Source organism: Streptomyces sp. NBC_01298, assembly GCF_035978755.1.
Lineage (GTDB): Bacteria > Actinomycetota > Actinomycetes > Streptomycetales > Streptomycetaceae > Streptomyces.
In genome coordinates this window covers 4,391,469-4,417,347 of record NZ_CP108414.1, presented here as the reverse complement: position 1 = coordinate 4,417,347, position 25,879 = coordinate 4,391,469, and the positions used below count along the sequence as shown (strand labels likewise).

Genomic DNA, 25,879 nt, shown 5'->3' with positions numbered 1-25,879 from the left:
CGTGAATATCGGCATGTGTCCCCGCCCCCCGATTTACTTCCCTTGATCACTTTATACGGGCATCGACAGGCCCATTAAGTGACTAACAGGCCAACAGGTGATCCAGCAGCAGCGGCGCGACGGCCCACGGCTGTTCGAGAAAGGGCAGATGGCCCGCGTCGGGAACCACGTGGACGCGGCAGCGGGGCACCACCCGGGACAACAAAGCGGCGTTGGCGTGGAATGCGGGCATATCGGCGCTGCCGGTTAGTGCGAACGTACAGGCCGTGATCCGCGCCAGGTCCTCCCCGGAGTGCACGTGCGAGCTGAGCCCCGCCATCGCCCCGCTGTCCAGCTCGGCCCAGGAGTGGCGGGCCACGACGGACCGCAGCTCGGCGCGGAGCACCGGATGGGCCTCGGTGCCCCGGAAGATGTCCGGCGGCGCCGCCATCCACAGATCGGCCAGCAGCTCGGCCGCCTCCGCCCCGCGCATCCGGCGCAGCATCAGCATCTCGATGTACCGCTTGCGGGCCGCCGGGTCGGGCGGTCCGCCGGCCGGGGTCGGCGCCCCCACGACGAGGCGGTCGACCTCGTCCGGGTGGGCGAGTGCCATCTCCAGCGTGACGGTCGACCCGAAGGACAGGCCCACCCACCGCCGGGCCTCCTGCTCCCGGGCCAGTCCCATGACGCGCGCGGCGAGTTCCGGCATGGTCAGCCCGGGGCGCAGCGCCTCGGAGCCGCCGTGCCCGGGCAGGTCCACACCGACGTGGCGCAGCCCCGGGAGCAGCCGCCACAAGGGCCGCCACAGGGTGGCGTCCATGGTGTAGCCGTGCACCCACAGCACGGTGGGGCCGCTGCCGTAGGTCAGGGTGCGCAGTCCGTCGTACGCGCCCTCCCGCTCGCCGGGCAGCGGCTCGCGGGAGAGGTGGCGCCGGTCGGTCGCGGTCCCGGTCACGGTGCCTCCCCCTCGCCGAGCTCGGCGAAGCCCGCGCAGAACTCCCGGTACGCGACGACGGCCGCGTCGGCCGCGTCGTAGCGGGGCGTCACCCGCGGGTTGAGGTGCTCCCAGACGGCGATGTCCTCGGCGAGGGCCCGCTCGCTGCCGGCGACGAGCATGGGCAGCTGGTTCTCGCGGCCTTCGCGCACGCCGACGGCGACCCGGGCGACACAGCCCCCGCGCCCGTCGGGCACGGCGCCGGTGACGATGACGTGCACCTCGTCGGCGGGCCCGAACTCCGTGACGACGACACCAGGGCTGTAGGCGCGCGCGTGGAAGCGCGGAACGTACGGCTTGGCAGCCGCCGCCGCCGCGCCGCCGCGGCCGGCCCAGGGCGAGGCCGCCATCGGGAACTCCCCGTCCATCACCAACTCGCCGTGCACGCCGGTCGAATGCCGCATGCCGCGGATCCGGTGGACCTTGTGCAGGGCGGTGAAGTGGTCGGTGTCGAAGGCGTTCTCGACGATGAGGTCCGCGGCCGCGGCCACCGGCCGCTCCACCGCCTTGACCAGCGGCATCGAGCCGCCCAGTTCCTTGAGCACGGTGCGCAGCCCGCGGTCGTCGTCCGGCCCGTCGGTGAGGCGTACGAAGACGGCGTCGCCGCACTCGACGACCTCGTGCTCGCGCACCCAGGGCCGGCTGCCCTCGCCCGAGGGCTGCCCCAGCCCGATGCGCCGCCCGTGGAAGGGGCACACCAGGCAGCCGCCCTCGAGCCGGCCGCCGTAGCCGAGATGGGCGCCGCGGTGCGGGCAGTCGGCGTCGAGGACGCGCAGGCGCTCCTGCGTACGCACGGCCACCAGACGGCGCCCGCCGATGTCCAACGCGGCCACCTCACCGACCAGTTCGGACGCGAAGGCGGCCAGGTACCACCCCGAGTGGACGCTCACGGTCATTGCTTTCCCGCCTCCAGAACCTCTTGTGCGGCGCGTCGCCCGTCGGCGTACGCGCCCTGCAGCCACGGCAGTGCCCGCCCGGTCACGGCGGCCTCTCCCGCGAAGAACAGCCGCCCGCCGGGCCCGTGCAGGGGACGGGCCCAGTCCCGGGCCGCCCGGTCCGTACCGGGTCCCGGTGCGCAGAACGCCCCGCCGCTGTACGGGTCCGCGGCCCAGTCGGCGGTCTCGACGTCCACGACCGCCAGGCCCCTGGTCCACGGCAGCGCCACGGCCAGCAGCCCGGCGAGGTGGACCGCGGACCCGGCCGCCTCCCGGACGCACGCGGCCGCGGCGGACTTGGCGACGATCAGCACCTCGGGGCGGCCCTGCCGGCAGGAGACGAACCCGCCGACGCCGTCCGCGTCGAACACGGCGGCCGTTTCGGGGGCCGGGCCGGCCAGGGTCACCACGGCGCAGAAGCCGTCGCCGGGTACGAGCGTCTTCGCGGCGGCGGTCTTCTCCGGGCCGAGCCCGTCGATGGTGAGCAGGCCGCCCGCGACCACGGCGGGCGGTACGGCGAGGACCGCCCGGTCCGCGGTGAGTTCGCCGTCACCGGTGACGATGCGCACGCCGCCTCCGGGGTCGGCCGCGATCCGTCGGACGGGGGTGCCGGTGCGCACGTCCAGCCCTTCGGCGAGGGTGTGGGGCAGCAGGTCCAGGCCGCCGGGCACGGTGAACTCGCCCTGGCCGCCGCCGTCCTGGCGCACCGCGGTTGCCACCCCGGCCGCGTCGAGCAGGTCGGGGTCCGCGGCCCAGGTCTGGCGCAGCCACTCGCGAGCGGTGGCCGCTTCGGCGGGCGCGGCGCCGCTCGCCGCCAGCCAGTCGCCGACGCTGAGCCCGCCGCCGGGGCCGCCCGGGGCCGGGGCGTAGCCGGCGAGCCTGCCCTCCAGCAGCCACGGCGGGTTCGCGCCGCGGGCCAGGAGGCCCATGGGGCGGGCGACGCGTCCGGTCACGACGTACGCCGCCGTCGGGCGGGGCGCGGCGGGCAGCGGGCCGAGGACGGCGTGGGCCGGGTTCCGGTCGCCGTGCACGACCTGCGCGCCGAGTTCGAGCGCTGGTCCGCCGTCGGCCGGGCGGAACGTGCGGACCCGGCCGCCGATCCGGGGCCGGGCCTCCAGGACGAGGGCGTCGACGCCGGCCTGCGCCAGGCGCTGGGCACAGGCCAGCCCGGCGACCCCGGCTCCGATCACGACCACCTCAGGCACGCGCGTCCTCCCGTACGGCCGTTTCCCGTACGCCGGCGTCCCGTACGGCCGTTTCCCGTACGCCGGCCTCCCGTACCTCCGCCTCCGCGCCCAGGTCCACGGGCAGAGCGGTCAGGCGGCGCGGGATCAGGGACGGCGCCCAGCGCGGGTCCGGGCCGGCGATGACGGCCTCGGGGAAGCGGTGGACGATCCTGCCGAGCAGCACCGCGCCGGACTGCTTGACCAGGCGGGCGGCCAGACAGAAGTGCGGTCCGCCGCCGAAGGCGAGGTGCGGGTTGGGCCGCCGGTCCCACACCAGGCTGCCGGGGTCGGCGAAGACGGCGGGGTCCCGGTTGGCGGCGGCGAGCACCGCGAGGACCCGCTGCCCGGCCGGGACGCGCCCGCCGGGGAGCTCGGCGTCGCGAACGGTGACGCGGGCGGTGAAGGGGATCGGCGCTTCGAGGCGCAGCAGTTCGTCGAGGGCCGTCTCGGCCGCGTCCTGGCCGGCGGCGCGCAGGGCGGCGCGTACGCCGGGGCGCGGCAGCAGCCAGTACAGGGCGTTGCCGACGGCCTCGGCCAGCGGCTGCCAGCCTCCTACGACGGCCAGGCCGAGGACGCCGAGCATCTCCTGCCGGGTCAGCCGGGTGTCGGCGGCGAGCCGGCCGAGCGGGCAGTGCGGGTCCACCCGGTCGGTGTGGGCGTCGAGGAACCGGGTCAGCTCGCCCATGGCGGCGCGGCCCAGGCGCGCGATGTGCGGCGGGGCGAGCGGATCGAGGTTGACGGACGCGGCGCGGGCCAGTGCGGCCAGCGTCTCCCGCGCGTCTTCGGGCAGGCCGAACAGCCGGGCCAGTACGGCGGTGGCCAGCGGCGCGCCCAGCTCCTCCACGGCGTCGAGGGGCACGCCGCGCTCCACGGCCCGGTCGAGCAGGGCGTCGGCGTCGGCGGCGATCGCGTCGGCCACGGAGGCCAGGGCGGCCGGGCCCAGCAGCAGGGCGCCGGGGGCGCGCAGCCGGGTGTGGTCGAAGCCGTCGGTGGTCAGCATGGACACCGGCAGGTCGTCGTCCCGGGACCGCTCGCGCTGCCCCGAGGCCGCGGAGAAGGCCGGGTCCTTGAGCAGGGCCGCGCAGTCGGCGTGCCCGGTGACCAGCCACATGCCGGTCATCGGGTCGCGGTGCACGGGGTCGTGGGCCCGCAGCCACTCGTAGGCCGGGTACGGGTCGATCCGCCCGGCGGGGCTGAAGGGGTGGGCGAGATGGGCGGGGAGCCCGGCAGCCGTGGTCATGTATGCGTTCTCCTCATCACTGCTCGGCATCACTGCTCAGCGCACCCGCGGGCCGCGCCAGCCGAAGGTCAGCCCGGTCGCCAGCAGGCCGCCGACGGCCCAGAGCGCCAGGACCAGGGCGATGCGGCCCAGCTCCCAGGAGCCGGCCGGCTCGACGGCGGTGAAGGAGTCCGGCAGGAACACCGAGCGGAAGCCCTGGGCCATCCACTTCACGGGGAACAGGGCGGCGGTGTTCTGCATCCACAGCGGCAGGTTCTCGAACGGGTAGAACACGCCCGAGATGAACTGCAGCACCATGAAGACGGGCGTGACCACGGCGGCGGCGGACCGGCTGTTGGGGATCAGCGCGCTGTAGGCGGTGCCGGCCAGCGCGCAGGCCGCGGTGCCCAGCGCCAGGCACCACGCGAGGGTGCTCCACCGCTCGGCGCTCTGCGGCAGGGGCAGCCCGAACGCGGTCACGGCGATGCCGATGAGCAGGGCCGTCTCCAGCACGGTGGTGACCACCACGCGGACGAGCTTGCCCACGAAGTACGCGGACTTGGGCATCGGTGTCAGGGCCAGGCGGCGGATGGTGCCGGTGTCCCGCTCGATGGCCACGTTGATGGCGAGGCCGGAGAACGCGGTGCTCATGACGCCCGCCGCGATCACCCCGGCCATGAAGACCTGCCGGAAGTCCGTGTCGGTGCCCTCGACCTTCCCCTCGAAGATCGAGCCGAAGACGACGAGCAGGATCACCGGGAAGAACAGGGTGAACACCAGGGACTGCTTGTTGCGGAAGAACGCTCTCAGTTCCACCGACGACCGTGCCGCGCAGGCCCGCGCGTACCCTCGCGCGCCGCGCGCGGCAGGGCGCGCGGGCACGGACTCGGCCTGGCTGATCGCCCTGGCACCGGATAAGTCCGGCTTCCCGGACCTGATTTCGGGCACGATCGCGGTCATGCGGCGGTCTCCCTGCTCTCCCTGTCGATCAGACTCAGGTAGATCTCTTCGAGGGTGGGCCGGTGCACGCGCAGGTCCGCGAGTTCCAGCGAGCCCGCCTCGCGCGCCCAGGGCAGCAGCAGGCTCAGCGCGTGCGAGGGCGCGGCGGTGCGCAGCGTCACGGTCCCGGGGCTGGAGCGCACCACCTCGGTGGCGGGCGGCAGCGCGGGCAGCGCGACGCCGGCCAGCGCTTCGCCGCGGCGGAAGGAGACGGTGGCCGGTGTCTGATCGCGCCCGCCGAACGAGGCCAGCGGCCCGTACTCGACGAGCCGGCCGCCCACCACGACGCCGGCCCGCTGGGCCAGTTCCTCCGCCTCGTCGAGGTAGTGCGTGGTCAGGACGGTCGTACGGCCGCGGTCGGCGAAGTAGCGGACGAGCTCCCACGCCTCGCGGCGGGCCACCGGGTCCAGGCCCGTGGTCGGCTCGTCCAGGAAGATCAGTTCGGGGTCGCCGATGACCCCGACCGCGACGTCCAGACGGCGTTGCTGGCCACCGGAGAGCGCGGTGGCCTGGCGGGAGTGGAAGGAGCCGAGCCCCACCATCTCCAGCACCTCGCCGACCGGCAGCGGGGCCGGATACATGGCGGCGAAATGCCTGACGACTTCTTTCACGGTCAGATCCGAGTAGGCGCCCGCCGTCTGCGGCACCACGCCTATTCTCGCCCGCCATTCCCGCGGATCCTCGGCCGGATCATGGCCGAGGACCCGCACTTCCCCACCGGTGCGTCTACGCACTCCCGTCAGAATGTCGACGGTCGTGGTCTTTCCAGCGCCATTGGGCCCGAGCAGTGCGAACACTTCGCCGCGATGAATATCGAGGCTGATGTCGCGTACTGCCTGGACGTCGCCGTATCGCTTCGAAAGTCCGCGCACGGAAACGGGGTGTTCCGTCAGCGCATTGGGCATGCGACGCTCCAGCGGAGTGGGAAGGGTTGCGGGCACCGCACCTGTCAGGTGCAGCAGCAGCAGGGGCAGCAGCAGTAGTTGCAGGCGTCGAGCACGCCGGCGGCGACGTCGGACAGGTCGCCCTCGCTGAGTTCCACGGCGTCGACCGTCGGGGTCGCGGGGATGTGGAACTCGTAGCGGCCGGTCTCCAGGCCCGTCTCCCACAGGTCCACCTGGACGTCCAGGTTGCCCTGCTCGTGGCCGTCGGGGGCCTGGGTGACGATGACGACCTCGGCATCGGCCGGGAGTTCGAGGCCGGCTTCGGCGAGCGCGGTCCGCGGCTCGGAGGCGAGCTTGGCGGAGAACGTCTCGTCGGACCAGGCGCTGATGAGAACCCGGGTGTAGGAGTTCACGAACTCAGCGCGCTGCTGCGGGTCGAGTGCCATGTGGACTCTCCATTCCATGCGATTGCTGCGGATTCGATGCGGTCGTCGTGTCGGCGACAGCAAAAGATTCACACGGCGGGAACCGCCCGGCCAAGACGCAATGAAACGTAATCCGAAGGCTGCCGGACGATGAGTATCCGGCTGCCTTTAATAAGCATTGAGCCTGTTCTTTGCGGGAGTTACTGTGGCCCAACCACCCGCGCCCGCAGGCCCGGCTGCCCTGCGTGCGTAGGCATGCTCTCACGCAGATCGCCGTACGGAGCCTGCCGGAAGCGCAACCGGGGTATTTCCTGCGGCGATTACGGAATTGCCGACAGCCGGTACGTATCGCGGGACCGGATTGCGTAGAGGGCGTACGTACATCGGATCAAGTCATCCACGGAGGTTCACGTGACAGCCACCACCGCACCGGCGGGCACCGTCCCACCGGGGCCGGACACCCCTGTGGACATGGCACTCATGCGTGCCGACCCGCTGGCCTTCGTGACCGGAATGAACCGTAGCTACGGCGACATCACCAGCCACGTCGGCGACGGTGAGCGGGTGGTCATGCTGCACCGGCCCGAGCTGGCCCGGCACGTACTGAAGGACAACACCGCCAACTACACGAAGGCCGGCACCCCCGACGACGCGATGCTGCGGCCCCTCCTCGGAAACGGGCTGCTGACCAGCAACGGAGCCGACTGGGCCCGTCAGCGCAAGCAGTGCGCCCCGGCCTTCCGGCGCACCGAGGTCGCCACCTTCGACCGCATCATCACCGAGGAGACCGAAGCCCTCCTGGCGCGCTGGCAGCCGGCCGTGCGGGACGGCAGCGCCCTCCCCGTCGAACACCACCTGACCTCGCTGACCCTGGCGATCCTCACCCGCGCCGTGCTCGGTGTGGACATGGGCGCGGCCGGCGAGGGCTTCGGGCGCGCCGTCGACGCGGCCAACCGGTTCATGGGGCACTACGTACCGACCCCCGACCCGGACCCGGCGGACACGGCGCTGCGCCGCAAGGGATACGTACAGGCGCGCATGTTCCTCCAGTTGATCACCCGCACCGTCATCGCCTCCCGCAGGGCGGTCGCCGGCGCACAGCCCCCCGCGCACGGGTCCGCGTCCCTGCTCGACGCGATGATCGGCGAGCTGGACGACGAGGAACTGCGCGACCAGGTGCTCACCCTGGTCATGGCGGGCCACGAGACCACGGCCAAGGCCCTGACGTGGACCCTGTACCTGCTCGACCAGCACCCGGAGGAAGCCGAGAAGGTCCGGGCGGAGCTCGACGCGGTCCTCGGGGACCGCACCCCCACCGCGGCCGACCTGCCCGACCTGGTGCACTGCCGGCGCGCGATCGAGGAGGCCATGCGCCTCTACCCGCCGGTGTGGCTGATCTCCCGGCGCGCCAAGGGCCCCGACACCGTGGGCGGTTACGAGATCCCCGCCGGAACGCTGGTGTGCGTCAGCCAGTGGGTGCTGCACCGGCACCCCGACCACTGGGACCGGCCCGATGCGTACGTACCCGGCCGCTTCGAGGACGCCGACCTGCCCAGCCACCTCTACCTGCCCTTCGGCGGGGGCGAGCGCGTCTGCATCGGACAGCACCTGGCCCTGATCGAGGCCACGCTGGTCCTGGCCGTCCTGATGCGCGCGACCCGCCTCGAACTGGAGCCGGGCTTCCCGGTGGAGCCGGAGGCCCTGGTGACCCTGCGCCCCAAGCACGGCATGCGGATGACTGCGAGGGCACGATGACCACGTTCCCGATGACCACACCCGCGCCCCCTCTGACGGGCGCCCGCCCGGTCGGCGGCTCCTACGATCCCGCCGCCACCACGGCCGGCGGGCTCAGCGGCGAACTGGCCCGGCTGGAGGCCCAGGCCGAGCTGTCGTTCGGCGCCGAGCTGCGCATCCTGCGCGAGGCGGGGCTGGACGCGCAGTCCGGCCCGTTCCTCGAGATCGGCGCCGGTTCCGGGGCGGTCACGCGCAGGCTGCGCGCCGCCCTGCCCGACCTCGCCCACACCGCCGTCGACATCGACGGCGACCTGCTGGCCCACGCCGCCGGCTGCGGAGCCGAACTCCTCGTCGCCGACGGCGCGGCCCTGCCGCTGCCCGACGACTCGGCCGGCTTCGTGCTGCTGCGCTACGTACTCCAGCACCTGGCCGACCCGCAGGCCGTACTCGCCGAGGCGCTGCGCGTGCTGCGGCCCGGCGGGCGGATCGCCGTGACCGAGGTCGACGCCTCCTGCTGGGGCCTGGCCGAGCCCGCGTACCCCGAACTGGCCGGGATCCACGGCAAGCTGGCCCGCGCCCAGACATCGGCGGGCGGGGACCGGACCGTCGGACGCCGCCTGACCCGGCTGCTGCGCGGCGCGGGCTACGAGGACGTGGCCCTGCGCCCGTTCGCCACCACCAACGACGACCACCCCGTCGAGGCCTTCGCCCCGCACCTGGGCCCCGGCCGCCTCCAGCCGCTCGTGGCCGCCGGCGTGGTGAGCCTGGGCGAGTTCGCGCTGGCCGCCGACCGCTGGAACCGCTTCCGCAGCGACCCGGACGCGTACGTGATGCTGCTCGGCTTCACCGCCACGGGCACCGCCCCCCACTGACCCGGCCCGCACGGCCGCCCCGATCCGATTGGACCCCCCCCATGAACCCGAGCCTCAAGATCTTCCTGACGATCTTCTGCTACATCAGCGCCGTGATGGGCGTCGTGACGGCCGTCCTGCACGCCAGCGACCAGCCCGCCCAGACCACCGCGGCCGTCATCGCCGGCGGCCTCGGCGTGGTCTTCCTGTTCGCCGGCATCGCCCTCAGCCGCCGCCCCCGGCACTGACGGCGGCCGGCGCCGCATGTTCCCCCTCGACTCCGTCGGCCACTTCTTCCTCGGCGCTGCCGTCGTCCTCGCCCTGTCCCGGGCCGCGGGCGGCCTCGCCGTCCGGGTGGGCCAGCCGCGCGTGATGGGAGAGGTGGTCGCGGGCATCGCCCTCGGCCCCTCGCTCCTGGGCGCGCTCGCCCCCGAGGCGGCGGGGTGGCTGTTCCCGGAGGCCGTGCTGCCCATGTTCTCCGGGCTCGCGCAGATCGGCCTGGCGGTGTTCATGTTCTTCACCGGTCAGGAGCTCTGCTCGATGCGGGTGCGGGGCACCGCCCGGGAGGGGCTGCTGGTCAGCCAGGCATCCCTGATCGTTCCGTTCGCCGGAGGCGCGCTGGCCGCCCTGCCGCTCGCGGACCGCTACACGCCCGAGGGCATGCCGGAGTCCGTCTTCGTCCTGTTCATCGGCTGTGCGATCAGCATCACGGCGTTCCCGGTGCTGGCCCGCATGCTCGAGGACCTGGGCCTCTCCCGCACCCGCCCCGGCCGGCTGAGCCTGTTCGCCGCCGCCGTCGGTGACGGCGGCAGCTGGCTGGCGCTCTCGGCGATCCTCGCGCTGTCCCAGGGCTCGGACCACCGGGACGCGGCCGTGCGCGCGCTGATCGTGGTGGTCGTCGTCGCCGTCTACCTGGGGCCGGTGCGCAGGGCCGCGGCCCGGTGGTTCGCGCGCGGGGGCCAGACCACCGACCTCGCCACCCTCCGGGTCGTGCTCGTCATCGCGATCGCCGCCTCCGCGGCGCTGACCGCCGCCCTCGGCGTGCACCAGCTCATCGGCGCCTTCCTGGTGGGCCTGGTGTGGCCGGCCGGCAACCCGTTCGCCGTCGCCGCCGCCGAGCCGCTGGCCACCACGTCCAAGACCGTCCTGCTGCCCTTCTTCTTCCTGGGCTTCGGCCTCGGAGTGGACCTGTCGGCCCTGGACCTGTCCTCGGGCGGGGGGCCGGCGCTGCCGGCCCTGTTGGCGGTGGCCGTCGTCGGAAAGATCGGCGGCGCGGGTCTGGCCGCGCGGTACGCGGGCCTGCCCTGGCGGGAGTCCTTCACAGTGGGCGTGCTGCTGAACACCCGCGGACTGACCGAACTGGTCGTCCTGCGCATCGGCTACGAGGCGGGCATCATCGACGCCCCGCTGCTCGCGGTACTCACGGCCATCGCCCTGATCACCACCCTGATGACCGCCCCCCTGCTCAAACTGGCGGCCCCGCCACCCCCCACCCCGGCCCCGGACACCCCCCACCCCGCGACCGCGACCCACTGAGCACCCCGGAGACAGCCAGAGACCGTCAGAGACAGCCAGAGACCGTCAGAGCCGGTCAGAGACCGTCAAGGACGGTCAGAGCCGGAACAGCACTCCGCGCCAGGTCCAGCCCGCGTCGAGGACCGCCCGGCGCAGGGGGTCCTTCATCTCCCGGGTCTCGAAGCGGAAGGTCTCGACCCTGTGCTCGCGCCCGTCGGGCCCCGTCTCCTTCCCCCACACCCGGTACACCGCGTTCGCCGGCCCGCGGGAGCGCTGCCCGAGGACGTGCTCGCTCAGCGAGACCTCCCACTGCTCGTCCATGGCCCGTACCTCGCGCTTCGCCGGGTCCAGCCGCATACGGGTCCAGAGCCGCACGCGCAGGTGCGGGAGCCGGCACTCGGCCACCAGGTCGCCCTCCTTCGGGGTCCCGTTGCGCACGGCGAAGGGGACGCCCGGCCCGTTGAGCGCCAGGAGCGCCGACCGGACCTCCAGAGGCGTGCGCGGCGGGACACCCTCGTCGGGGCGCCGGGTGCCGAAGTACTGGTCCAGGAGGCCCATCGCTATGCCCCCGTCACGGTGTCCGGGCGGACCGTGCGCACGAACTCCTGGAAGTCCCCCAGGACCTCGTCGTGCTGGGCCGCCGTGGCGGTCAGGGCCAGCCGGATCACCGCCCGCCTGCGCGGGTCGTGGACGTCCGCGAAGGTCAGGAACACCTGCGACTGGACGAGATCGTGCCGCACGTTGCCGACGACGGCCGAGAAGATCAGCCGCTGGGTCAGGGCGGGCGCCTGCGCGTTCCCGACCTCGCGGCGCCCGGCCACCACGACCGGGTCGACGGACTCGCGCAGGCGCTGCGCCGACGCGTCGGCGAGTTCGGCCAGGGTCACCGAATCCTTCGGGACCTCGCCGGCGATGGTGATGTTGGCGGTGAACCCGCCGTCCGGGTCGGGACGCACCGCGGCGAAGGCCACCCCGGGGACGTCAACGCCCTCCGGGGGCGCGGCCGGGAGCCAGCCTTCCGGTAGGCGGAACTCGATCGGTACCGGCAGTGCCATGGGCATGGTGGGCCCTCCTTACGCGGGGAAGTACATCAGAACCAGCCGCCGACGGTGTCCTTGACCGAACCGGCGGCATCGCCGAGCGCGTCTACCCCGTCCCCGACCACGTCACCCACCGCGTCGGCCGCGTCGCCGACGCTCTCGGCCACCTTGTCCGGGTCGACCGTGAACTCCATGCCCACGGATCCGCCCAGGGCGGGGGAGAGCCCCACCTTGCCGCCGATCTTGTACACGCCTTCGTCGTTCTTCTCCCAGCCCCATTTGGCCTCCGCACCGGGACCGGCCCATCCCTCGGCCGTGGCGCCGAAACCGATGCCGGCGACCTCGGCGCCTCCGGCGACGGACGCCTTCGCCCCGGCGAACGCCTTCGCGCTGCCGACGACGCCGTCCTTGCCCGCCTTGATGCCGGCGCTCGCCTCCGCGCCGGCGAAGCCCTCGGCCCGCCCGTAGACGCCGGCGTAGGGCCCGTACTCGGCCCGCCCCTCGGCGAGCCCGCGGAGTCCCGCGGACGCCTCGGCCTTGGCGTTCAGGCCCGCGTCGGTGAAACCGAAGTTCGCGCTGGCCCGGGCGCCTCCGTAGGCGTCGGCGACCCCGGAGAGCTTCCAGTCCCCGTTGGCCGTCGACCCCTGGGCGTTGAGGTGGAAGAGGTCGGCGGCGGCCTTGACCGAGCCCTCCTTGCCGTACTTGGGGCCGGTGACCTTGAACTCGGCCCCGGGCCCCTTCGCCGAGGCAGAGCCCTCGGACGTCCATCCGTCGGTCTTCGTCGGGACCTCGTCCGCCTTGGGGGCCCCGGCCTTCGACAGGTCCCCCTCGGGGTGGGCGTTGAACCCGTTGAAGGTGGCGTCGTTCCCCTTGCCGAAGGCGTCCTTGTTGCTGTCCACGACGGCGGCGCTCAAGGCGGTCTTGACGCTCTGGTCGGCCTCGGAGACGGCCTTCACGCGGTCGTCGATGTGCTGCTGCCACGTGGCGACGGCTTCGCGGATGAGGGTCTGGCCGTCGGGATCGTGGTGGTACGCGCTGCGTTCGGCGGGGGTGAGCTTGGAATAGTCGAAGCCGATGCGCCCCTGCTCGGACACGGTCATGCCGGCGGCTATCGCGTCGTCGCGGGCGCTCTCGAGCTTCTGCTTCAGATCGGTGAACAGCTCGTGGGCGTCCCGCAGCAGGCTCGCGATCGCCTTGGCCTGGCTCTGGGCCGCGGCGTACTCGTACCGGGTGGCCGCGAACTTGGTCTGCGCGGCCCCGGCGCTCACACCGGTCCAGTCCGGGCCCACGGTGATCTTCTGTACGGTGTCGCCGTAGCGGATCTCGACCTTGTTCAACTCGGCCGCCATGGCCTCCCACCGGGAGGCGGCCGTCGTCAGCAGGCCCAGGTCCGTGGTCATGACTTCGTGGTAGGTCAGCACCGCAGCCCCTACAGATGGTTCAGTTTGGACTGGGACAGCAGCTGGTTGCCCACGCCGGTGTCATTGCGCACGAAGAGCCCCGAGGCGCCGCGCAGCGCGTTCTTCTCGGCTGCCAGCCGGCCCATCAGGGCTCTCACCTGCTGGTCCCACGTGTCCGCGACCGTCTTCAGGCCCGCGGCGGTCTCCCAGCCGGCGAAGCCCTTGTGCGCGGAGCCGGTGGAGTCGTCCGCGTGCTCCGCGGCCTTCTTCGTGTCGGGCTCCAGCTCGTTCTCGATGGTGCCGGCCGCCGCCTTCTTCTCCGCCGGCGTCGAAGCGAAGTCCGGTTTCCCGCCGCCCGGCCCCGAAGGCTCCGGCGGGATGCCGTTCAACCGCGTACCCACTTGCCCGTCCGCGCCGCCCGCAGAATCCCCGGCCATGGTGTCCCCCCGTATCGGCAGAGTGCGATCTTAGGACGAACGCCATCCCACTCCGCAAGGCTCGGGGTGCTCCGGTCGGGGAGCCACCGTCCTGGACGGGCGCGTTCGCCTCAGGCCGAGTCCGACGGTGTGGACGCTTCCGCGGCGCGGCGGTACGCGGCATTGATGCGCTGGGCTTCTTCGAGCTGGTCCTCGAGGATGACGATGCGGCAGGCCGACTCGATGGGGGTGCCCTGGTCGACGAGTTCGCGGGCTCGGGCAGCGATGCGCAGCTGGTACCGGGAGTAGCGGCGGTGTCCGCCGGCGGAGCGGAGCGGGGTGATGAGGCGGGCTTCGCCGAGCGCCCGGAGGAATCCCTGCGTGGTGCCGAGCATGTCCGCGGCCCGGCCCATGGTGTAGGCGGGGTAGTCGTCGTCGTCGAGACGGCCGAACGAGTCGTCTGCTGTCATTGAACCTCTCTCGTGGAACGCGTGGAGGGGCCCTGGCGCCTATGGCACCAGGGCCCCGAAGGAACTACTACACCATCTGTCGGCCCTGATACTGCGCCGACCCTGTGATTCCGCCGACCCGGCCGAGATGCTGCCGGGGGTGCGGGGATCGCGATTGCTTGACCGGAGACCACCTCGCTATCGATGTCCTGCGGTACCCGGGCTCAGGCTGCTGCCCGGGCGATCCTGATGGTGCTCGGCTCCTCCGTTCTTCCCTCGGTGATCAACTGCTCATTACTGCACTGCTGGTGATGCGTACCGCTGGTGATGCCGGGTGGCCTGTGGCAGCGCCACTCCTCTTCGGCAGCCAGCCCCGTCGCCCATCGTGCGTCTGCTCTGGCTTGGAACCCCACTGCCGAACTTCCCGGTGCGCGCGTCCGCAGCCGACGCCTTCACCGAGGTGCTGCTCTCACTGACTGCACTGCTGGGTACTGCGCACTCCCGGCGGCCCCTGATCACTGCGGGCCGCCCGGTCCGGTCGTCAGTCCCGTCGCCGTCCTGCAACCGCTCTGGCTTCGACACTCCACAACCGCACCGCACTGCTGCACTGCGATAGCTCGTACTGCTGGTACCACTGCCCGGCAGTTCGTTTCTGCCGGGCCTTGCTGTCTCTCTGGGCTACGAGAAAAACCATAACCACGCCACGGCCCAATGTCTACTCCAGCCGCGATAGATTTTCGTTCGGCCGGCGAAGAGGTAATCGATCGCCCCTGGCCTGCGGTGACCCTGCGTGGGTGCGCCGCCGACCAGGTGGCATCGGTTCAGATCAGTGCGTGCGGGTACTGCGCGGCGCGCTGCTGAAAGGCCAGGACCGCCGGATTCTGGACGGTGCCGCCGCGGATCTCGATCGCCCGGCGAATGGTGTGGTCGCCGTCCCAGCCGGCCGGCCCGTCGAGGACCGACCGCAGGAACGGAATCAGCGCCTCGCTGTTCTCCCAGGTGGCGGCGTCCCACAGGTAGGAGGGGCTGTGGTCCACGGCGTAGTAGTGGACCTGGTCGCCGACGGTGAACATCGGCGCGTCGAAGGTGGTGGCCCGAGCCCAGGCGAAACCCATGCCCTCGTCGCAGGAGACGTCGATGACGAGGGTGCCGGGCGCGAGCTTCGGCAGGTCCTCCTCTATCAGGAACATCAACGGCGCCGCGGTGTCCTGGAGCACGCAGTTGACGATGATGTCGTGCCCGGCGAGGAAGTCGGCCAGCGGCTCCGGGCCGTCCTCGGTGACCACGATGCTGCGCCGAGGGTCGAGGGTGTCGTCGGCCTCGTCGTGATCGAAGTGCACGATCCGTGCCGAGTGGATCGGTGAGCTGACGGCGGCGATGCCGCGGGCGGTCAGCACATCCACGTCGTGAACGCCCAGCGCGCTGAGCGCCGTTACCGCGCCGCGGGCGGTGGCGCCGAAGCCGATCACCACCGCACGCCGCCGGCGCCCGTAGTCACCGGTCGCTCCGGTCAGCTGCATCGCGTGCAGGACCGACGAGTATCCGGCCAGCTCGTTGTTCTTGTGGAAGACGTGGAGGCTGAATCCCCCGTCCCGGGTCCAGTGGTTCATCGCCTCGAAGGCGATCACCGTGAGCTTGCGGTCGATGGCGGCCTGCGTGACCTTCTCGTCCTGCACGCAGTGCGGCCACCCCCACAGCACCTGCCCGTCCCGCAGGTCCTCCAGGTCTTCGTGCAGCGGTTTGGCCAGCAGGATGACGTCGCACTCCGCGATGAGTTCCTCGCGCGAGCGGAAACCGGCGACCCACGGGGCGAGTTGAGCGTCCGAGACGCCGAAGTGCTCGCCGTAACCGGTCTGCAGGTAGATGTGGGGCTGGAGGTCGGCATCGATGCGTTCGAAGTGCGCCGGGTGGATCGGCAGACGGTGTTCGTTCTCTTTGCGGGTCTGCGACATGATGCCGAGCTTGAGCTGCTGCATGATGGGTTTACTCCAGCCACGATAGATTTTCAGGCGTTCGAGGATGAGGTAATCGGCGATCTGCGCCCCCTGGCCGGGCGCCACGTACGAAGCCCCGTACGGGGGAGGGCCCGTACGCGGGAGGGCCCGACCGGCACGCGCCGGTCGGGCCCTCTTCGCCGTCCGGGCGCCGGCTCGTACCGGTCGGGTCGTTCAGACCGCCGCGGGGGCGCCGAGCATCGCGGACGCGTGCTGGACCTGACTGAGGGCGCGCGCGGGCGCGGCGGCCCGGGGGAGTCCGCGGCAGGTGAAGCCGAGCTGGGTCATGGCCCGCAGGACTTCACCGATGCTGAAATCGCGCCTGTCCTGGCGGGTGAGCACCTGGCCGACCTGCTTCACGGGGTAGACGCGGCGACCGATGATCACGGAGTCGCCGACGACCTCCTCCGGCTTGACGTCCTTCATCGATTCCAGGACGCCGCTCTTGGTCAGCTCGAACGGGAAGCGGGCGATGACACAGCGCATGTTGCCTCACAGGAAGAAGGAGTGGGGGGCGGTTCTGCGGCGATGAGGCCGATCAGCGGGCGAGGGCGAGGAGTTGCACCGCGGGGGGCGTCGGGTCGGCTGTGATGGAGCGGAGCTCCATCCGGACCAGCGTCACGACGTGCCGCCTGCAGAGATGGGTCAGTCTTCTGATCACGTGGTGGTCAGGCCGCCGCGTCGAAGGCGGACTGACGCACACTCGCGCGCCGTGCGGCCGAAACGGGCCGGCGCCTGCCGCGGGAGGCCGTACCGCGCTTGGCGCGTTCGACGACCGGCGCGGTGATGGTGACGGGGATGCCGGAGGGGGCCTGTGCGCCGGTGATCCGGTTGAGGGCCTCGTCGCCGGAGCGGACCTGGGTGGTCTGCGGGCTGATCCCGGCGGCCTGCATGAGGCGGGTCATGTCGCGGCGCTGGCTGGGGGTGACCAGGGTGACGACGCTGCCGGACTCGCCGGCGCGGGCGGTGCGGCCGCCGCGGTGCAGGTAGTCCTTGGGGTCGGTCGGCGGGTCCACGTTGACGACGAGGTCGAGGTTGTCGACGTGGATGCCGCGGGCGGCCACGTTCGTGGCGACCAGGACGGTGACGTGTCCGGTCTTGAACTGGGCCAGGGTGCGGGTCCGCTGCGGCTGGGACTTTCCGCCGTGCAGGGCCGCGGCGCGGACCCCGCTGTCGAGGAGGTCCTGCGTGAGGCGGTCCACGGCGTGCTTGGTGTCGAGGAACATGATCACGCGGCCGTCGCGGGCGGCGATCTCCGTCGTCGTCCGCTGCTTGTCGGCGCCGTGGACCTGCAGGACGTGGTGCTCCATGGTCGTCACCGCGCCCTGCGAGGGGTCGACGGAGTGCACGACGGGGTCGGTCAGGTAGCGGCGGACCAGCAGGTCCACGTTGCGGTCGAGGGTGGCGGAGAACAGCATCCGCTGGCCCTCGGGGCGCACCTGGTCGAGGAGCGCGGTGACCTGGGGCATGAAGCCCATGTCGGCCATCTGGTCGGCCTCGTCCAGGACGGTGATGGCCACCTGGTTCAGCCGGCAGTCGCCGCGGTCGATGAGGTCCTTCAGCCGTCCCGGCGTCGCCACCACGACCTCGGCGCCGCCCCGCAGCGCGTGGGCCTGGCGGCCGATGGGCATGCCGCCGACGACGGTGGCCAGGCGGAGCTTCACCGCGCGGGCGTACGGGGTGAGCGCGTCCGTCACCTGCTGGGCCAGTTCGCGGGTCGGTACGAGGATCAGCGCGAGCGGCTGGTGCGGTTCGGCGCGCTGTCCGGCGGTGCGGGCCAGCAGGGCGAGGCCGAAGGCCAGGGTCTTGCCGGAGCCGGTGCGGCCACGGCCGAGGACGTCACGGCCCGCGAGGGTGTTGGGGAGGGTGGCGCCCTGGATCGGGAAGGGCACGGTCACTCCCTGCGCGCCGAGGGCGGCCAGCAGCTCGGCCGGCATGTCGAGATCGGCGAAGGCTTCGACGGCGGCCAACGCGGGCGTGATCGTCTTCGGCGGCGCGAACTCGCCCTGAAGCGCGGCGGGGCGTCGGCCCGAGCCGCCCGAGCTGCCCGAGCGGCTCGATCCGCCCGATCCGCCCGAGCGGCTCGGACCCGCGGAACGGCTCCGAGCCGGGGCGCCGAATCGGCCGCCCCGCTCCGAACCGGTGCTCGCGCCGAAAGCGGGGCCACCGGTGCGGCCGCGGGTACTGGACGAGCGTTCGTTCCTACGTGTGGGGTTCATGAGAAACCTTCCTTGACACGGCACGCATCAAGGAATTCCCACAGCGGAAGAGCGGCGCGGGGAATTGCGAGAACGGACCGAATGGAATGCGGAGGCGGATCCGCCCGCGAGGAATATGCACGGGGGCGGGCGCTGCAACGAGGGTTGCGGTCGCGTCATACGGACGCGAAAAAGGAGAAAAGAAATCGGGTGTGGCTACGGGGCTGCGGCATCCCGTGCCGGGTCCCGCGGGTGGACGCACCGCGGGAGATGTGCAGCTGGGGCCCGCACCCCGAGGGATGCGGGCCCCAGCTACGAAACGCGAAACGCGAGTCGGCGTCAGGCGGGAACGATGTTCTCCGCCGTCGGGCCCTTCTGGCCCGGCGCGATGTCGAAGGTGACCTTCTGGCCTTCGAGCAGCTCGCGGAAGCCCTGGGCGGCGATGTTCGAGAAGTGGGCGAACACGTCAGGGCCGCCGTCTTCCTGCTCGATGAAGCCGAAACCCTTTGCCGCGTTGAACCACTTCACGGTGCCAGCAGCCATGTCATATCTCCTTGGGGCAGTACACCGGCGTCCGCACAGTGCGGAGACCGTGTCGCCGCGATGATGCCCCGCCCGGAAAATGACCGGAAATATGAAGCCCCGCCATGCGGCGCGGAGGCCGGCCGGAGGTGCTTTAAGTTTTTTTGGGTACCAAAACTGCAACCGAGATCGACAGTAGCACGCCACAGTGGAACGCAGGGGCCGAATAAATTCAACCCCTGCGCCGTGGTAAAAACTCTCCTCGCGGTGCCCGTTAAATTCTCTGACCGCCGGAACAGATATTGATTCGCCCCGAGCGCAGTGTTGTGAGGCGGGGGGCAGGGTGCGAGGGGTCTCTCATTCCGTGTACGGCAGCCAGGCGTTGTCGTTCGCGTTGTACCAGTAGCCGTGGCCGGCGTTCAGGGCGACCGTCCGGAACGGGCGGCCGTGGTCGTCGATGCGGGTGGTGCCCTTGCGCTCGCCACTGCTCCAGACCAGCTCCAGGTACCAGCTGACGTCCTGACCGAGGGTGGCGGCGTCGATGTTCAGCACCTGCGGGTCGGTGTCGGAGACCTTGTACGGGAAGTCGGTCGAGCCCGTCGGCCGCTCGCCCTCCTTGCCGGGTACGGGCCTGGCCCTCGGGGAGGCGTCGTCCAGGTCCACGGCGAAGGACGCCGGCACCAGCGCGCCGCCGCAGCCGGAGCCCATCGTGTACGCGTTCCAGCCGGGAGCCTTGCGGCCGCTCACGACATGGACGTAGAGCGCGTGCAGGACCGCGGGCTTGCCCTCGGTGCCCTGGACGGTCAGCTGCATGCGCAGGTGCCCCGCCGGGACGGCGCGCAGGGCCCGGGCCCACCCTTCGGTCGCCTGCCGGGCGGGGGGCGGGGGGACCGTGCCGGGCGCCTTGTCCAGGGCGAACCACTGGTCGCAGGGGCTGTCCCAGTTGTCGGGCAGGACGTTGACCGTGAAGGGGGCGGTGGAGGAGGACCCCTCCTTGGCGCCGGCCGGCGAGGTGGACGCGGACGTTGCCGAGGTGGACGCGGAAGGTGCCGAAGCGGGCGACGCTCCGGGGCTGACCGGAGGTGCGGAATCGGCCGTGGCCGTGGGCGTGGGTGACGACGACCCGCCGGACGGCAGGGCCGGGCCCCCGGCCGCCCGCTCGCGCGAGGACGACTGGACGGCGCCGTGACGCGTGTCCCCGTCACCCGTGCCTCCCATGGCGGAGACGGCGGCGGCGGTCCCCGCCACCGCGGCGGTGGCCACGGCGGCCGCGACGGCGAGCAGCAGCCGAGGCCGCCGGGCCCTTGGTACGGAGGCCCGGGCGGGGCCCGGCTGGACGAGGACGGCGGGGGCGTCCGGTGCCGGTGCCTCCGCCGATGCCGGCGCGGGGGCGGGGGTAGGCACCGTGGGGGTGGGCACCGGGGCGGGTGCCTCCGCAGCGGCGGGTCCGGGCGCCGGAGCGGGCCCGGCTGCTGCTGCCGCCGGGGCCGGCGCGGGGTCGGTCTCCGCCTGCGGCCGCGCCTTCGAAGCCGCCCCGGCCACCACGACCGCTGCCGGGTCCGCCGCCCCCGGGGCCTGCCCCTCCGTCGCCCCCCGCCGCCGCTCCACCAGCGCCAGCAGCCACTGCTGGTGCAGCGCGACCAGTTCCTCGGCCGAGGCACCGCAGACCCGGGCGAACCGCTCCACCGGGGCGTAGTCCGTGGGCACCGCCGCGCCGCTGCAATAGCGGTGCAGCGTCGAGTTGCTGGAGTGCAGACGCTTCGCGAGGGTGCCGTAGCTGCGCCCCGAACTCTCCTTGAATCCGCGCATCAACTCCGCGAACCGCTCCGTCTCCGTGGCCATTCCACCCTCCCCCTCATCCCGGAAGCACGTTCCAGGCTCGCCCGATCGCCCAGGTGAGAGGGGTCGGGAGCGTTCCAGGGTTCCTACTATCCCGGTCCGGACGCCACTGGAACGAAACCGCCCCCACAGTTGCGACATCAGCCCGCCGGTCCACCGATCGGATCGGCGGCCGGATACGGCGGTCGCAACGTGAGGGCCCCACCCGCCTCACCCGACCGCCCTCGGCAGCAGCCGACCGGAACACCGGCCAAACCCACCACCTCGTCAGACGGAAACCCTAAGCCTCCGCCTGACGACCGCACCCACACGGAGAGTTCCCCATGCGTACCCACCGACTCCACCTCCGCACCACCGCCCTGGCCACCGCCACCGCCGGCCTCGCTCTGGCCCTGACCGCCTGCGGCGGCTCGGACAGCGCCGGCGGCCCGACCACGAACCCCGCCGCGAGCAAGAGCGCGGACCAGCAGGTCTCGACCGGGACCGTGACGCCGTCCGGCGAAGGCGCCTCCGCCGCCCCGTCAGCCGGCGCCGCCAAGGTCACCGGAACGGGCAAGGCCACCGCCACCCCGGCGAAGGCCGCCAAGGGGGACACCACCGGCGACTCCTACGCCTACACCCACCCCTGCTCGGCGCGGAACCTGACCGTCAAGGTCACTTCTCCGGCGGGCACTCCGGCCACCGTCCGCGTCATCACCGTGACCAACAACGGGTCCACCTCCTGCGGTCTGGACTACTTCCCCACCGTCGGCTTCAGCGCCAAGGGCGCCGCGCTCGGTCTCCAGGCCACCGCCCCCGGTGGCCTGGGCGGCGCCCCGGCGTACCCGGTGCGTCCCGGCGCGACCGCGTACGCGGCGGTGGACCTCAACCCGTCGGGCGGCAAGGGCCCCGTGGCCGACGAGGTCAACGTCCTGGCCGACAAGGAGCACATGCCGAACGCGGACGGCGTCAGCCTCAAGCTGACCAAGCCGGGCACCGTCGCCACCCCGAAGGTCGGCCTGTACCGCGGCAACACCCGCGACGCGCTCGGCGCCTTCTGAAGGGTCTCCGCCATCGAGCCTGCCGCGTGTCACCCGTACGGCCGATACGTACGGGTCGCCATTCCGGCAGTTCGGCACCGGATGACCCGGCGGCGGCCGTAGGCGCCGGCGCCTCGGTGGCAGGACGCGCCGGAGAGGGGTCCACTGGTCGAGGGTGCGCACGCTCCGCGCGGAGCCAGGACGGGCGCACCTCCGCCTCGACCTCCACCCTCGACCGGGCACCATCGAAGCCGCGGAAGGCATCCGACATGGCCGACAGCCACCACCACATGCTGCTGATCACCTTCGCGAGCGCCCCGGCCGCCCGGCCGGCGTACGAGGAGGCGGTCGGTCTTCCGGGTCTGCAGCAGGCCGCCGTCCTGGAGCGGTCACCCGAAGGGCTCCTCGACGTGCCGGAGAGCCACGTCGCCGGGGCGGGCGTGACCACGGCGGGTGCGGGTTTGGCCGGCGGTCTCCTCGGCCTGCTGGGCGGCCCCATCGGTGTCTTCATCGGCGCGGCCGCCGGGGTGGCCCTGGGCAACGCGGCGGAAGAGGGCTGGGCGCAGGAGGGCGGCGCCGGCATGATCATGTTGAGCAGCCGGGTCGAGGACGGGGCGGCGCTGCTCATCGTCGACCTGCGCGAGTCCGATCCGCAGCCGGCCGACGACCTCGCCCGTCGGCACGGCGGAACCCTGCAGCGGCTCACCGCGAAGGAGTTCGCCTCCCAGCTCCGCGCTGCCGAACGGGCCGCAGGAGAGACGACCTAGGGACCTCGATGAGCAGGAATGCGCCAGACGATGAGGTCGTCGTCCTCGCCGTTGACGAAGTGCAGGACGTGATCCGCCGGGTCGAATTCCGTCCCGGACACCTCCCCGAGGTGGGTGAGGAAGTCCTGCCGGTCCCGATAGCGCCATCGTGCTGTCGTCCAGGACCGCATGGGGGCTCACGCCGATGAAGGGGGAGCGGGTTGAAGGGTCGCCCCCGCACTGTCAACTGCCCCTCGTTATCCCTGAGGTAATCGTGTTCTCCGGCGCCCTCGCAGAAGCTTGATCCATCGAAACGATCAAGAGATCAAGCGATCAAGCGACCACGAACGGGGAACGACATGAACATGCGGCGGTACACGTGCACCGGAGTGCTCGCGGCGGCCACTCTCCTCGCAGGCCTCACCCTCGATGCCGCTCCGGCCACCGCCACCGCCGAGGGCGGCGAGTGCGCCGAGGTCCGCGAGAAGGTGGACCGGCTCGAAGGGCGGATCACCCCGAACGCCTGCGCCTTCATGAAGCGGCAGATCCTCTTCGGCGAGGCCCCCAGCCTCCAGACCTACCTGGACATCTTCGACGAGGAGGCCAGCCTCTGGGAGGCCGGCGGCAAGCCCCAGCGCGGCCACGAAGTGATCGGTGCCTCGATCGGCAACTCGCTCCGCCTTGTGCCGGACCTCCGCTACCGCGGTACGAACGTGGTCGCCGACGGCGCCGTGATGATGTTCGGCCAGCAGAACACGGTCACCCTCAAGGGCCACAAGGTCAGCTACCCGCAGATCGCCCGCAACGTCCTCGGCGATGACGGCAAGACCATCCAGGCCCGCCGCTACTACGACCGCTACGAGCTGGTCCAGGTCTTGCCCGAGTCCCAGCGGCCCCGCCCCCTCTTCGCCGGCATCGCCGACCCGGCCGGCCCCGGCCCGCGCGGAGCGGCCCCCGACCGGTTCCACGCCCAGGAGATCCCCGCCCGCCTCGCCGCCTGGAACAGCGGGGACGCCGCCGCGCTGGCCGCCCGTACCGGCAACGCCAAGCTGGCCGGGCCCGGCCTGGACCGGTCGCTGACCACCCAGGAGGGCAAGACCGCTTACCTGCAAAGGCTGTTCGAGAACGCCGACGTCAAGTTCAAGGCGGGCCAGGTCGCCTTCGGCCGCACCACCACCTACGTCGAGTGGCACGGCACGATGACCGCCCCCGACGGCACCGACCCCAAGGGCACCGACATCCCCTTCGGGATCGTCGAGCGCATCGGCCCGAAGGGCGAGTGGGAGCTCTCCTTCGACACCCTGCCGGTGATCGCGGACGAGGGCGAGATCCGCGACCTGTTCAAGGCGCTCGCGAGCTAGGTGCGGTCGTGCGGAAGACGCCCGCGCGCCTGGCGGGTCAGGACGTGAGGGGTGAGAGCACCTGGCTGTGGGTGTGCTGGTAGATCACGGACGTGCGGAATCCGACGACTTCGCGGCGTTCGGTGAACTTGTCCATGAGGAAGCCGTGGATGCAGTCCACGCTGGGCGCGGAGACATGCACGGCAGCCCACTACCGCACCTGCCACGCCCTGACCCCCGGCATGATCGAACGCCGCTGGGGCCGGATCGTGAACATCGGCAGCGTCAACGCCCGCGCCGGCCGCACCAACCTCGTCGCCTACAGCACCTCCAAGACGGGCCTCCTGGGCCTGACCCCTTCCCTGGCCCGTGAGCTCGGCCCGTACGGCATCCGCGTCAACACCGTCCTGCCCGGCGCCATCGAGGCGGAAGCCGAAACCTCCATCCCCGCCCACCACCGGGGCCCGCCCGGAAGACCAGATCAACCGCCAGTGCGTCCCGCGACGCGGACGCCCCAAAGACGTCGCGGCCCTGGTCGCGTTCCTCGCGGACCCCTCTGCCTCGCTCATCACTGGGCAATCCGTCCACGTCGCGCCGGCTGGCTGCTGCACTGAGACGTCAACGAGCAAGGAGACAGCGCGAAATGATCGAACGAGTCCGAGCCGTTCTCGTCACCGCCGACGAAACGATGCTGGTCATCCGCCGCACCAAGCCCGGAATCCCCGTGTACTGGGTGCTACCCGGCGGCGGGGTCGAGGAGAGTGACGAGTCCCGGGAGGCCGCTCTCCACCGGGAGGTCCATGAGGAGATCGCCGGGAAGGCCGACATCGTCCGCCTCCTGCACATGGTGGAGTCCGACGATGAGCGTCAGCTCTTCTACCTCGCCCGCATCGCGACGTGGTCCTTCGAGGACCGGACCGGCCCCGAGTTCAGCGCCGAGGGAAGCGGTGAATACGCGCTGGAGGAGATCCCGCTGACCGTGGAGGGGCTGGACGGCATCGACCTCAAGCCTGAGGAGATCGCCCGCGTCCTGCGAGGCGCCATCGGCGCCGGCACGCTCGGGGCCGGAGTCGGGGTCTAGCCGTACGACCATGCGGACATGCCACCGGGGCCAACGCTGAGTCGCGTTGGCCCCGGTGACATCGGCGGATACGTCCTGTTCCTTCAGGGAACATGTCGGCCTTCGGGCTACCGCTGGCTTCGGCGAGGTTGTTGTTGTAACGACGAAGCCCCAGGTCGCTGACCTGGGGCTTCGTAGAAGAGCGGATGACGGGAATCGAACCCGCGCTATAAGCTTGGGAATCCACGGCGCGTACGGCGCACATGTAGCGTCTGACCTGTAGAAACAGCCTGTCAAAGAACCCTTTTCGAGGGTCCGCCCGTACCTCTGTTGACCGCTCTTCACCGCTTCGAAGGGCACGGATAGGGCACGGGCCGTCTCAAGGTGCTCCCGGCGCGCCGTCGGAGGCCGATACGACTTCCGATTCGTACGCTGCGATCACCAACTGGGCTCGGCCCCGGGCCGAGAGCTTGGCAAGCAGGCGGCTGATGTGGGTTCCACCGTGCCCATGCTCAGGTGCGGGCGCGCCGTGATCTCGTCGTTGGACAGCCCCTCGCGATCGGCTCCAGTACCTCGCGCTCCGACTCCGTCACGCCTGTGGTCGACGAGGTCGGGCCGCCCGGGTCACGGCCCTTGGACGGCTCCGGGCGGCGAGTGAACTCCTCGATGAGGCGGCGGTTCACCGAGGGAGGCAGCAGAGAGTCGCCCGTGGCGATGACTCGGATCGCGGACAGCGCGCCCGCCGACAGGGCGTCCTTGAGGAGAAAGCCCCGCCGGCGCCAGCCCGTAGGACCGCGTAGACGTACTGGTCGAGGTCGAAGGTGGTCAGGACCCGTGCCCCGGCGGTCTCCGGGGAGTCGCAGATCCGCCGGGGCGCCTCGATGCCGTCCAAGACGGGTATCCGGCCGTCCATCAGCGCTACGTCCGGCCGGTGCAGGAGGGTCATCTCCACGGCCTCCGCCCCCGTCGCCGGCCTTGCCGACGGTGGTGAGACCGGGCTCGTTCTCGAGGAGGACCCGGGAGGAGCCCCGCAGCAGCACCTGGTCGTCGACGACCGGTACGCGCGTCGCGTCCTCCTTGTGCCGTCCTGCGGAT

27 protein-coding genes and 1 pseudogene are annotated in these 25,879 nt (G+C 72.0%); 9 read left to right on the top strand and 19 right to left on the bottom strand.

What is annotated here, in order from left to right; genetic code table 11:
• Window positions 1-82: 82 nt before the first annotated feature.
• The 7 genes from OG730_RS19970 to OG730_RS19940 all read right to left on the bottom strand — a co-directional run bounded on the left by OG730_RS19970 (window position 83) and on the right by OG730_RS19940 (window position 6,682).
• A complete protein-coding gene (locus OG730_RS19970; protein ID WP_327305504.1) occupies window positions 83-934 on the bottom strand; it encodes an alpha/beta fold hydrolase in 852 nt (283 codons plus the stop codon).
• Window positions 931-1,869 carry a Rieske 2Fe-2S domain-containing protein gene (locus tag OG730_RS19965; RefSeq protein ID WP_327305503.1) on the bottom strand — a complete coding sequence of 313 codons (939 nt, stop codon included), beginning with the start codon at window positions 1,867-1,869 and terminating at the stop codon, window positions 931-933. The genes OG730_RS19970 and OG730_RS19965 overlap by 4 nt, the downstream gene beginning before the upstream one ends.
• Window positions 1,866-3,113: a flavin monoamine oxidase family protein gene (locus tag OG730_RS19960; protein ID WP_327305502.1), complete on the bottom strand. Its 1,248-nt coding sequence runs from the start codon at window positions 3,111-3,113 to the stop codon at window positions 1,866-1,868. Before OG730_RS19960 ends, OG730_RS19965 begins: the two co-directional genes overlap by 4 nt.
• Entirely contained in the window at window positions 3,106-4,374 is a 1,269-nt protein-coding gene (locus OG730_RS19955; protein ID WP_327305501.1) for a cytochrome P450, read from the bottom strand. Before OG730_RS19955 ends, OG730_RS19960 begins: the two co-directional genes overlap by 8 nt.
• Window positions 4,375-4,410: 36 nt before the next feature.
• Complete coding sequence (locus OG730_RS19950) at window positions 4,411-5,169, bottom strand: ABC transporter permease (RefSeq protein ID WP_327305500.1); 759 nt, start codon at window positions 5,167-5,169, stop codon at window positions 4,411-4,413.
• A 140-nt stretch (window positions 5,170-5,309) separates the two neighbouring features.
• A complete protein-coding gene (locus tag OG730_RS19945; RefSeq protein WP_327305499.1) occupies window positions 5,310-6,257 on the bottom strand; it encodes an ABC transporter ATP-binding protein in 948 nt (315 codons plus the stop codon).
• Between the two features lie 44 nt (window positions 6,258-6,301).
• Entirely contained in the window at window positions 6,302-6,682 is a 381-nt protein-coding gene (locus OG730_RS19940; RefSeq protein WP_327305498.1) for a hypothetical protein, read from the bottom strand.
• A 390-nt stretch (window positions 6,683-7,072) separates the two neighbouring features.
• Between OG730_RS19940 and OG730_RS19935 the strand changes: the two genes are divergently transcribed.
• Genes OG730_RS19935 through OG730_RS19920 form a run of 4 tightly spaced genes read left to right on the top strand, consistent with a single transcriptional unit; the run spans window position 7,073 to window position 10,782 of the window.
• Complete coding sequence (locus OG730_RS19935; protein ID WP_327305497.1) at window positions 7,073-8,416, top strand: cytochrome P450; 1,344 nt, start codon at window positions 7,073-7,075, stop codon at window positions 8,414-8,416.
• A gap of 11 nt (window positions 8,417-8,427) precedes the next feature.
• Window positions 8,428-9,267, top strand: coding sequence for a methyltransferase domain-containing protein (locus tag OG730_RS19930; protein ID WP_327305496.1), 840 nt, complete (start codon window positions 8,428-8,430; stop codon window positions 9,265-9,267).
• Window positions 9,268-9,308: 41 nt separating this feature from the next.
• Entirely contained in the window at window positions 9,309-9,494 is a 186-nt protein-coding gene (locus OG730_RS19925; protein ID WP_327305495.1) for a hypothetical protein, read from the top strand.
• Window positions 9,495-9,510: 16 nt separating this feature from the next.
• Window positions 9,511-10,782, top strand: coding sequence for a cation:proton antiporter (locus OG730_RS19920; protein WP_327305494.1), 1,272 nt, complete (start codon window positions 9,511-9,513; stop codon window positions 10,780-10,782).
• 75 nt (window positions 10,783-10,857) lie between these two features.
• On the opposite strand, the gene OG730_RS19915 is transcribed toward OG730_RS19920, so the two are convergent.
• From OG730_RS19915 to OG730_RS19870, 10 genes are all read right to left on the bottom strand, one after another.
• Window positions 10,858-11,319, bottom strand: a complete 462-nt coding sequence (locus OG730_RS19915) for a hypothetical protein (RefSeq protein ID WP_327305493.1) — start codon at window positions 11,317-11,319, stop codon at window positions 10,858-10,860.
• Window positions 11,320-11,321: 2 nt separating this feature from the next.
• Window positions 11,322-11,822 (bottom strand): hypothetical protein, encoded by a 501-nt coding sequence (locus tag OG730_RS19910; RefSeq protein ID WP_327305492.1) that lies wholly within the window; start codon window positions 11,820-11,822, stop codon window positions 11,322-11,324.
• A gap of 29 nt (window positions 11,823-11,851) precedes the next feature.
• Window positions 11,852-13,201 (bottom strand): hypothetical protein, encoded by a 1,350-nt coding sequence (locus OG730_RS19905; RefSeq protein ID WP_327305491.1) that lies wholly within the window; start codon window positions 13,199-13,201, stop codon window positions 11,852-11,854.
• A gap of 29 nt (window positions 13,202-13,230) precedes the next feature.
• A complete protein-coding gene (locus tag OG730_RS19900; protein WP_327305490.1) occupies window positions 13,231-13,638 on the bottom strand; it encodes a hypothetical protein in 408 nt (135 codons plus the stop codon).
• Window positions 13,639-13,748: 110 nt separating this feature from the next.
• Complete coding sequence (locus OG730_RS19895; RefSeq protein ID WP_327305489.1) at window positions 13,749-14,087, bottom strand: MerR family transcriptional regulator; 339 nt, start codon at window positions 14,085-14,087, stop codon at window positions 13,749-13,751.
• Window positions 14,088-14,887: 800 nt separating this feature from the next.
• Window positions 14,888-16,042 (bottom strand): N(5)-(carboxyethyl)ornithine synthase, encoded by a 1,155-nt coding sequence (locus OG730_RS19890; protein WP_327305488.1) that lies wholly within the window; start codon window positions 16,040-16,042, stop codon window positions 14,888-14,890.
• 192 nt (window positions 16,043-16,234) lie between these two features.
• Window positions 16,235-16,546 (bottom strand): SCO5918 family protein, encoded by a 312-nt coding sequence (locus tag OG730_RS19885; protein WP_327305487.1) that lies wholly within the window; start codon window positions 16,544-16,546, stop codon window positions 16,235-16,237.
• 182 nt (window positions 16,547-16,728) lie between these two features.
• The gene (locus OG730_RS19880; RefSeq protein ID WP_327305486.1) at window positions 16,729-18,279 is read right to left on the bottom strand and encodes a DEAD/DEAH box helicase; all 1,551 of its coding nucleotides are present in this window, start codon (window positions 18,277-18,279) and stop codon (window positions 16,729-16,731) included.
• A gap of 318 nt (window positions 18,280-18,597) precedes the next feature.
• Entirely contained in the window at window positions 18,598-18,801 is a 204-nt protein-coding gene (locus OG730_RS19875; RefSeq protein ID WP_267034052.1) for a cold-shock protein, read from the bottom strand.
• Window positions 18,802-19,137: 336 nt separating this feature from the next.
• Window positions 19,138-20,622 (bottom strand): helix-turn-helix domain-containing protein, encoded by a 1,485-nt coding sequence (locus OG730_RS19870; RefSeq protein ID WP_327305485.1) that lies wholly within the window; start codon window positions 20,620-20,622, stop codon window positions 19,138-19,140.
• Window positions 20,623-20,942: 320 nt separating this feature from the next.
• Between OG730_RS19870 and OG730_RS19865 the strand changes: the two genes are divergently transcribed.
• Both OG730_RS19865 and OG730_RS19860 read left to right on the top strand, forming a co-directional pair.
• Entirely contained in the window at window positions 20,943-21,659 is a 717-nt protein-coding gene (locus OG730_RS19865) for a DUF4232 domain-containing protein (protein ID WP_327305484.1), read from the top strand.
• A gap of 248 nt (window positions 21,660-21,907) precedes the next feature.
• Window positions 21,908-22,405, top strand: coding sequence for a histidine kinase (locus OG730_RS19860; protein WP_327305483.1), 498 nt, complete (start codon window positions 21,908-21,910; stop codon window positions 22,403-22,405).
• On the opposite strand, the gene OG730_RS19855 is transcribed toward OG730_RS19860, so the two are convergent.
• Window positions 22,402-22,575 carry a hypothetical protein gene (locus OG730_RS19855; protein ID WP_327305482.1) on the bottom strand — a complete coding sequence of 58 codons (174 nt, stop codon included), beginning with the start codon at window positions 22,573-22,575 and terminating at the stop codon, window positions 22,402-22,404. The two genes, OG730_RS19860 and OG730_RS19855, sit on opposite strands and share 4 nt — an antisense overlap.
• A 168-nt stretch (window positions 22,576-22,743) precedes the next feature.
• Here OG730_RS19855 and OG730_RS19850 point away from each other — a divergent pair, with 168 nt between their 5' ends.
• From OG730_RS19850 to OG730_RS19840, 3 genes are all read left to right on the top strand, one after another.
• The gene (locus OG730_RS19850; RefSeq protein WP_327305481.1) at window positions 22,744-23,745 is read left to right on the top strand and encodes a hypothetical protein; all 1,002 of its coding nucleotides are present in this window, start codon (window positions 22,744-22,746) and stop codon (window positions 23,743-23,745) included.
• Window positions 23,746-23,894: 149 nt separating this feature from the next.
• Window positions 23,895-24,338: an SDR family NAD(P)-dependent oxidoreductase gene (locus OG730_RS19845; protein WP_327305480.1), complete on the top strand. Its 444-nt coding sequence runs from the start codon at window positions 23,895-23,897 to the stop codon at window positions 24,336-24,338.
• Between the two features lie 29 nt (window positions 24,339-24,367).
• Window positions 24,368-24,805: an NUDIX hydrolase gene (locus OG730_RS19840; RefSeq protein WP_327305479.1), complete on the top strand. Its 438-nt coding sequence runs from the start codon at window positions 24,368-24,370 to the stop codon at window positions 24,803-24,805.
• Between the two features lie 358 nt (window positions 24,806-25,163).
• On the opposite strand, the pseudogene OG730_RS19835 reads toward OG730_RS19840, so the two are convergent.
• A pseudogene (locus OG730_RS19835) lies at window positions 25,164-25,824 on the bottom strand (response regulator).
• Window positions 25,825-25,879 lie beyond the last annotated feature (55 nt).

Bases quoted from the DNA above. Each gene is read 5' to 3' on its own strand.
- OG730_RS19910 (WP_327305492.1), bottom strand. From the start codon at position 11,822: ATGCCCATGGCACTGCCGGTACCGATCGAGTTCCGCCTACCGGAAGGC.
- OG730_RS19890 (WP_327305488.1), bottom strand. From the start codon at position 16,042: ATGCAGCAGCTCAAGCTCGGCATCATGTCGCAGACCCGCAAAGAGAAC.
- OG730_RS19885 (WP_327305487.1), bottom strand. From the start codon at position 16,546: ATGCGCTGTGTCATCGCCCGCTTCCCGTTCGAGCTGACCAAGAGCGGC.
- OG730_RS19855 (WP_327305482.1), bottom strand. From the start codon at position 22,575: ATGCGGTCCTGGACGACAGCACGATGGCGCTATCGGGACCGGCAGGAC.
- OG730_RS19845 (WP_327305480.1), top strand. From the start codon at position 23,895: ATGCAGTCCACGCTGGGCGCGGAGACATGCACGGCAGCCCACTACCGC.
- OG730_RS19875 (WP_267034052.1), bottom strand. From the start codon at position 18,801: ATGGCTGCTGGCACCGTGAAGTGGTTCAACGCGGCAAAGGGTTTCGGC.
- OG730_RS19925 (WP_327305495.1), top strand. From the start codon at position 9,309: ATGAACCCGAGCCTCAAGATCTTCCTGACGATCTTCTGCTACATCAGC.
- OG730_RS19865 (WP_327305484.1), top strand. From the start codon at position 20,943: ATGCGTACCCACCGACTCCACCTCCGCACCACCGCCCTGGCCACCGCC.
- OG730_RS19900 (WP_327305490.1), bottom strand. From the start codon at position 13,638: ATGGCCGGGGATTCTGCGGGCGGCGCGGACGGGCAAGTGGGTACGCGG.
- OG730_RS19870 (WP_327305485.1), bottom strand. From the start codon at position 20,622: ATGGCCACGGAGACGGAGCGGTTCGCGGAGTTGATGCGCGGATTCAAG.
- OG730_RS19895 (WP_327305489.1), bottom strand. From the start codon at position 14,087: ATGACAGCAGACGACTCGTTCGGCCGTCTCGACGACGACGACTACCCC.
- OG730_RS19915 (WP_327305493.1), bottom strand. From the start codon at position 11,319: ATGGGCCTCCTGGACCAGTACTTCGGCACCCGGCGCCCCGACGAGGGT.
- OG730_RS19955 (WP_327305501.1), bottom strand. From the start codon at position 4,374: ATGACCACGGCTGCCGGGCTCCCCGCCCATCTCGCCCACCCCTTCAGC.
- OG730_RS19850 (WP_327305481.1), top strand. From the start codon at position 22,744: ATGAACATGCGGCGGTACACGTGCACCGGAGTGCTCGCGGCGGCCACT.
- OG730_RS19920 (WP_327305494.1), top strand. From the start codon at position 9,511: ATGTTCCCCCTCGACTCCGTCGGCCACTTCTTCCTCGGCGCTGCCGTC.
- OG730_RS19940 (WP_327305498.1), bottom strand. From the start codon at position 6,682: ATGGCACTCGACCCGCAGCAGCGCGCTGAGTTCGTGAACTCCTACACC.
- OG730_RS19905 (WP_327305491.1), bottom strand. From the start codon at position 13,201: ATGACCACGGACCTGGGCCTGCTGACGACGGCCGCCTCCCGGTGGGAG.
- OG730_RS19965 (WP_327305503.1), bottom strand. From the start codon at position 1,869: ATGACCGTGAGCGTCCACTCGGGGTGGTACCTGGCCGCCTTCGCGTCC.
- OG730_RS19840 (WP_327305479.1), top strand. From the start codon at position 24,368: ATGATCGAACGAGTCCGAGCCGTTCTCGTCACCGCCGACGAAACGATG.
- OG730_RS19945 (WP_327305499.1), bottom strand. From the start codon at position 6,257: ATGCCCAATGCGCTGACGGAACACCCCGTTTCCGTGCGCGGACTTTCG.
- OG730_RS19930 (WP_327305496.1), top strand. From the start codon at position 8,428: ATGACCACACCCGCGCCCCCTCTGACGGGCGCCCGCCCGGTCGGCGGC.
- OG730_RS19880 (WP_327305486.1), bottom strand. From the start codon at position 18,279: ATGAACCCCACACGTAGGAACGAACGCTCGTCCAGTACCCGCGGCCGC.
- OG730_RS19860 (WP_327305483.1), top strand. From the start codon at position 21,908: ATGGCCGACAGCCACCACCACATGCTGCTGATCACCTTCGCGAGCGCC.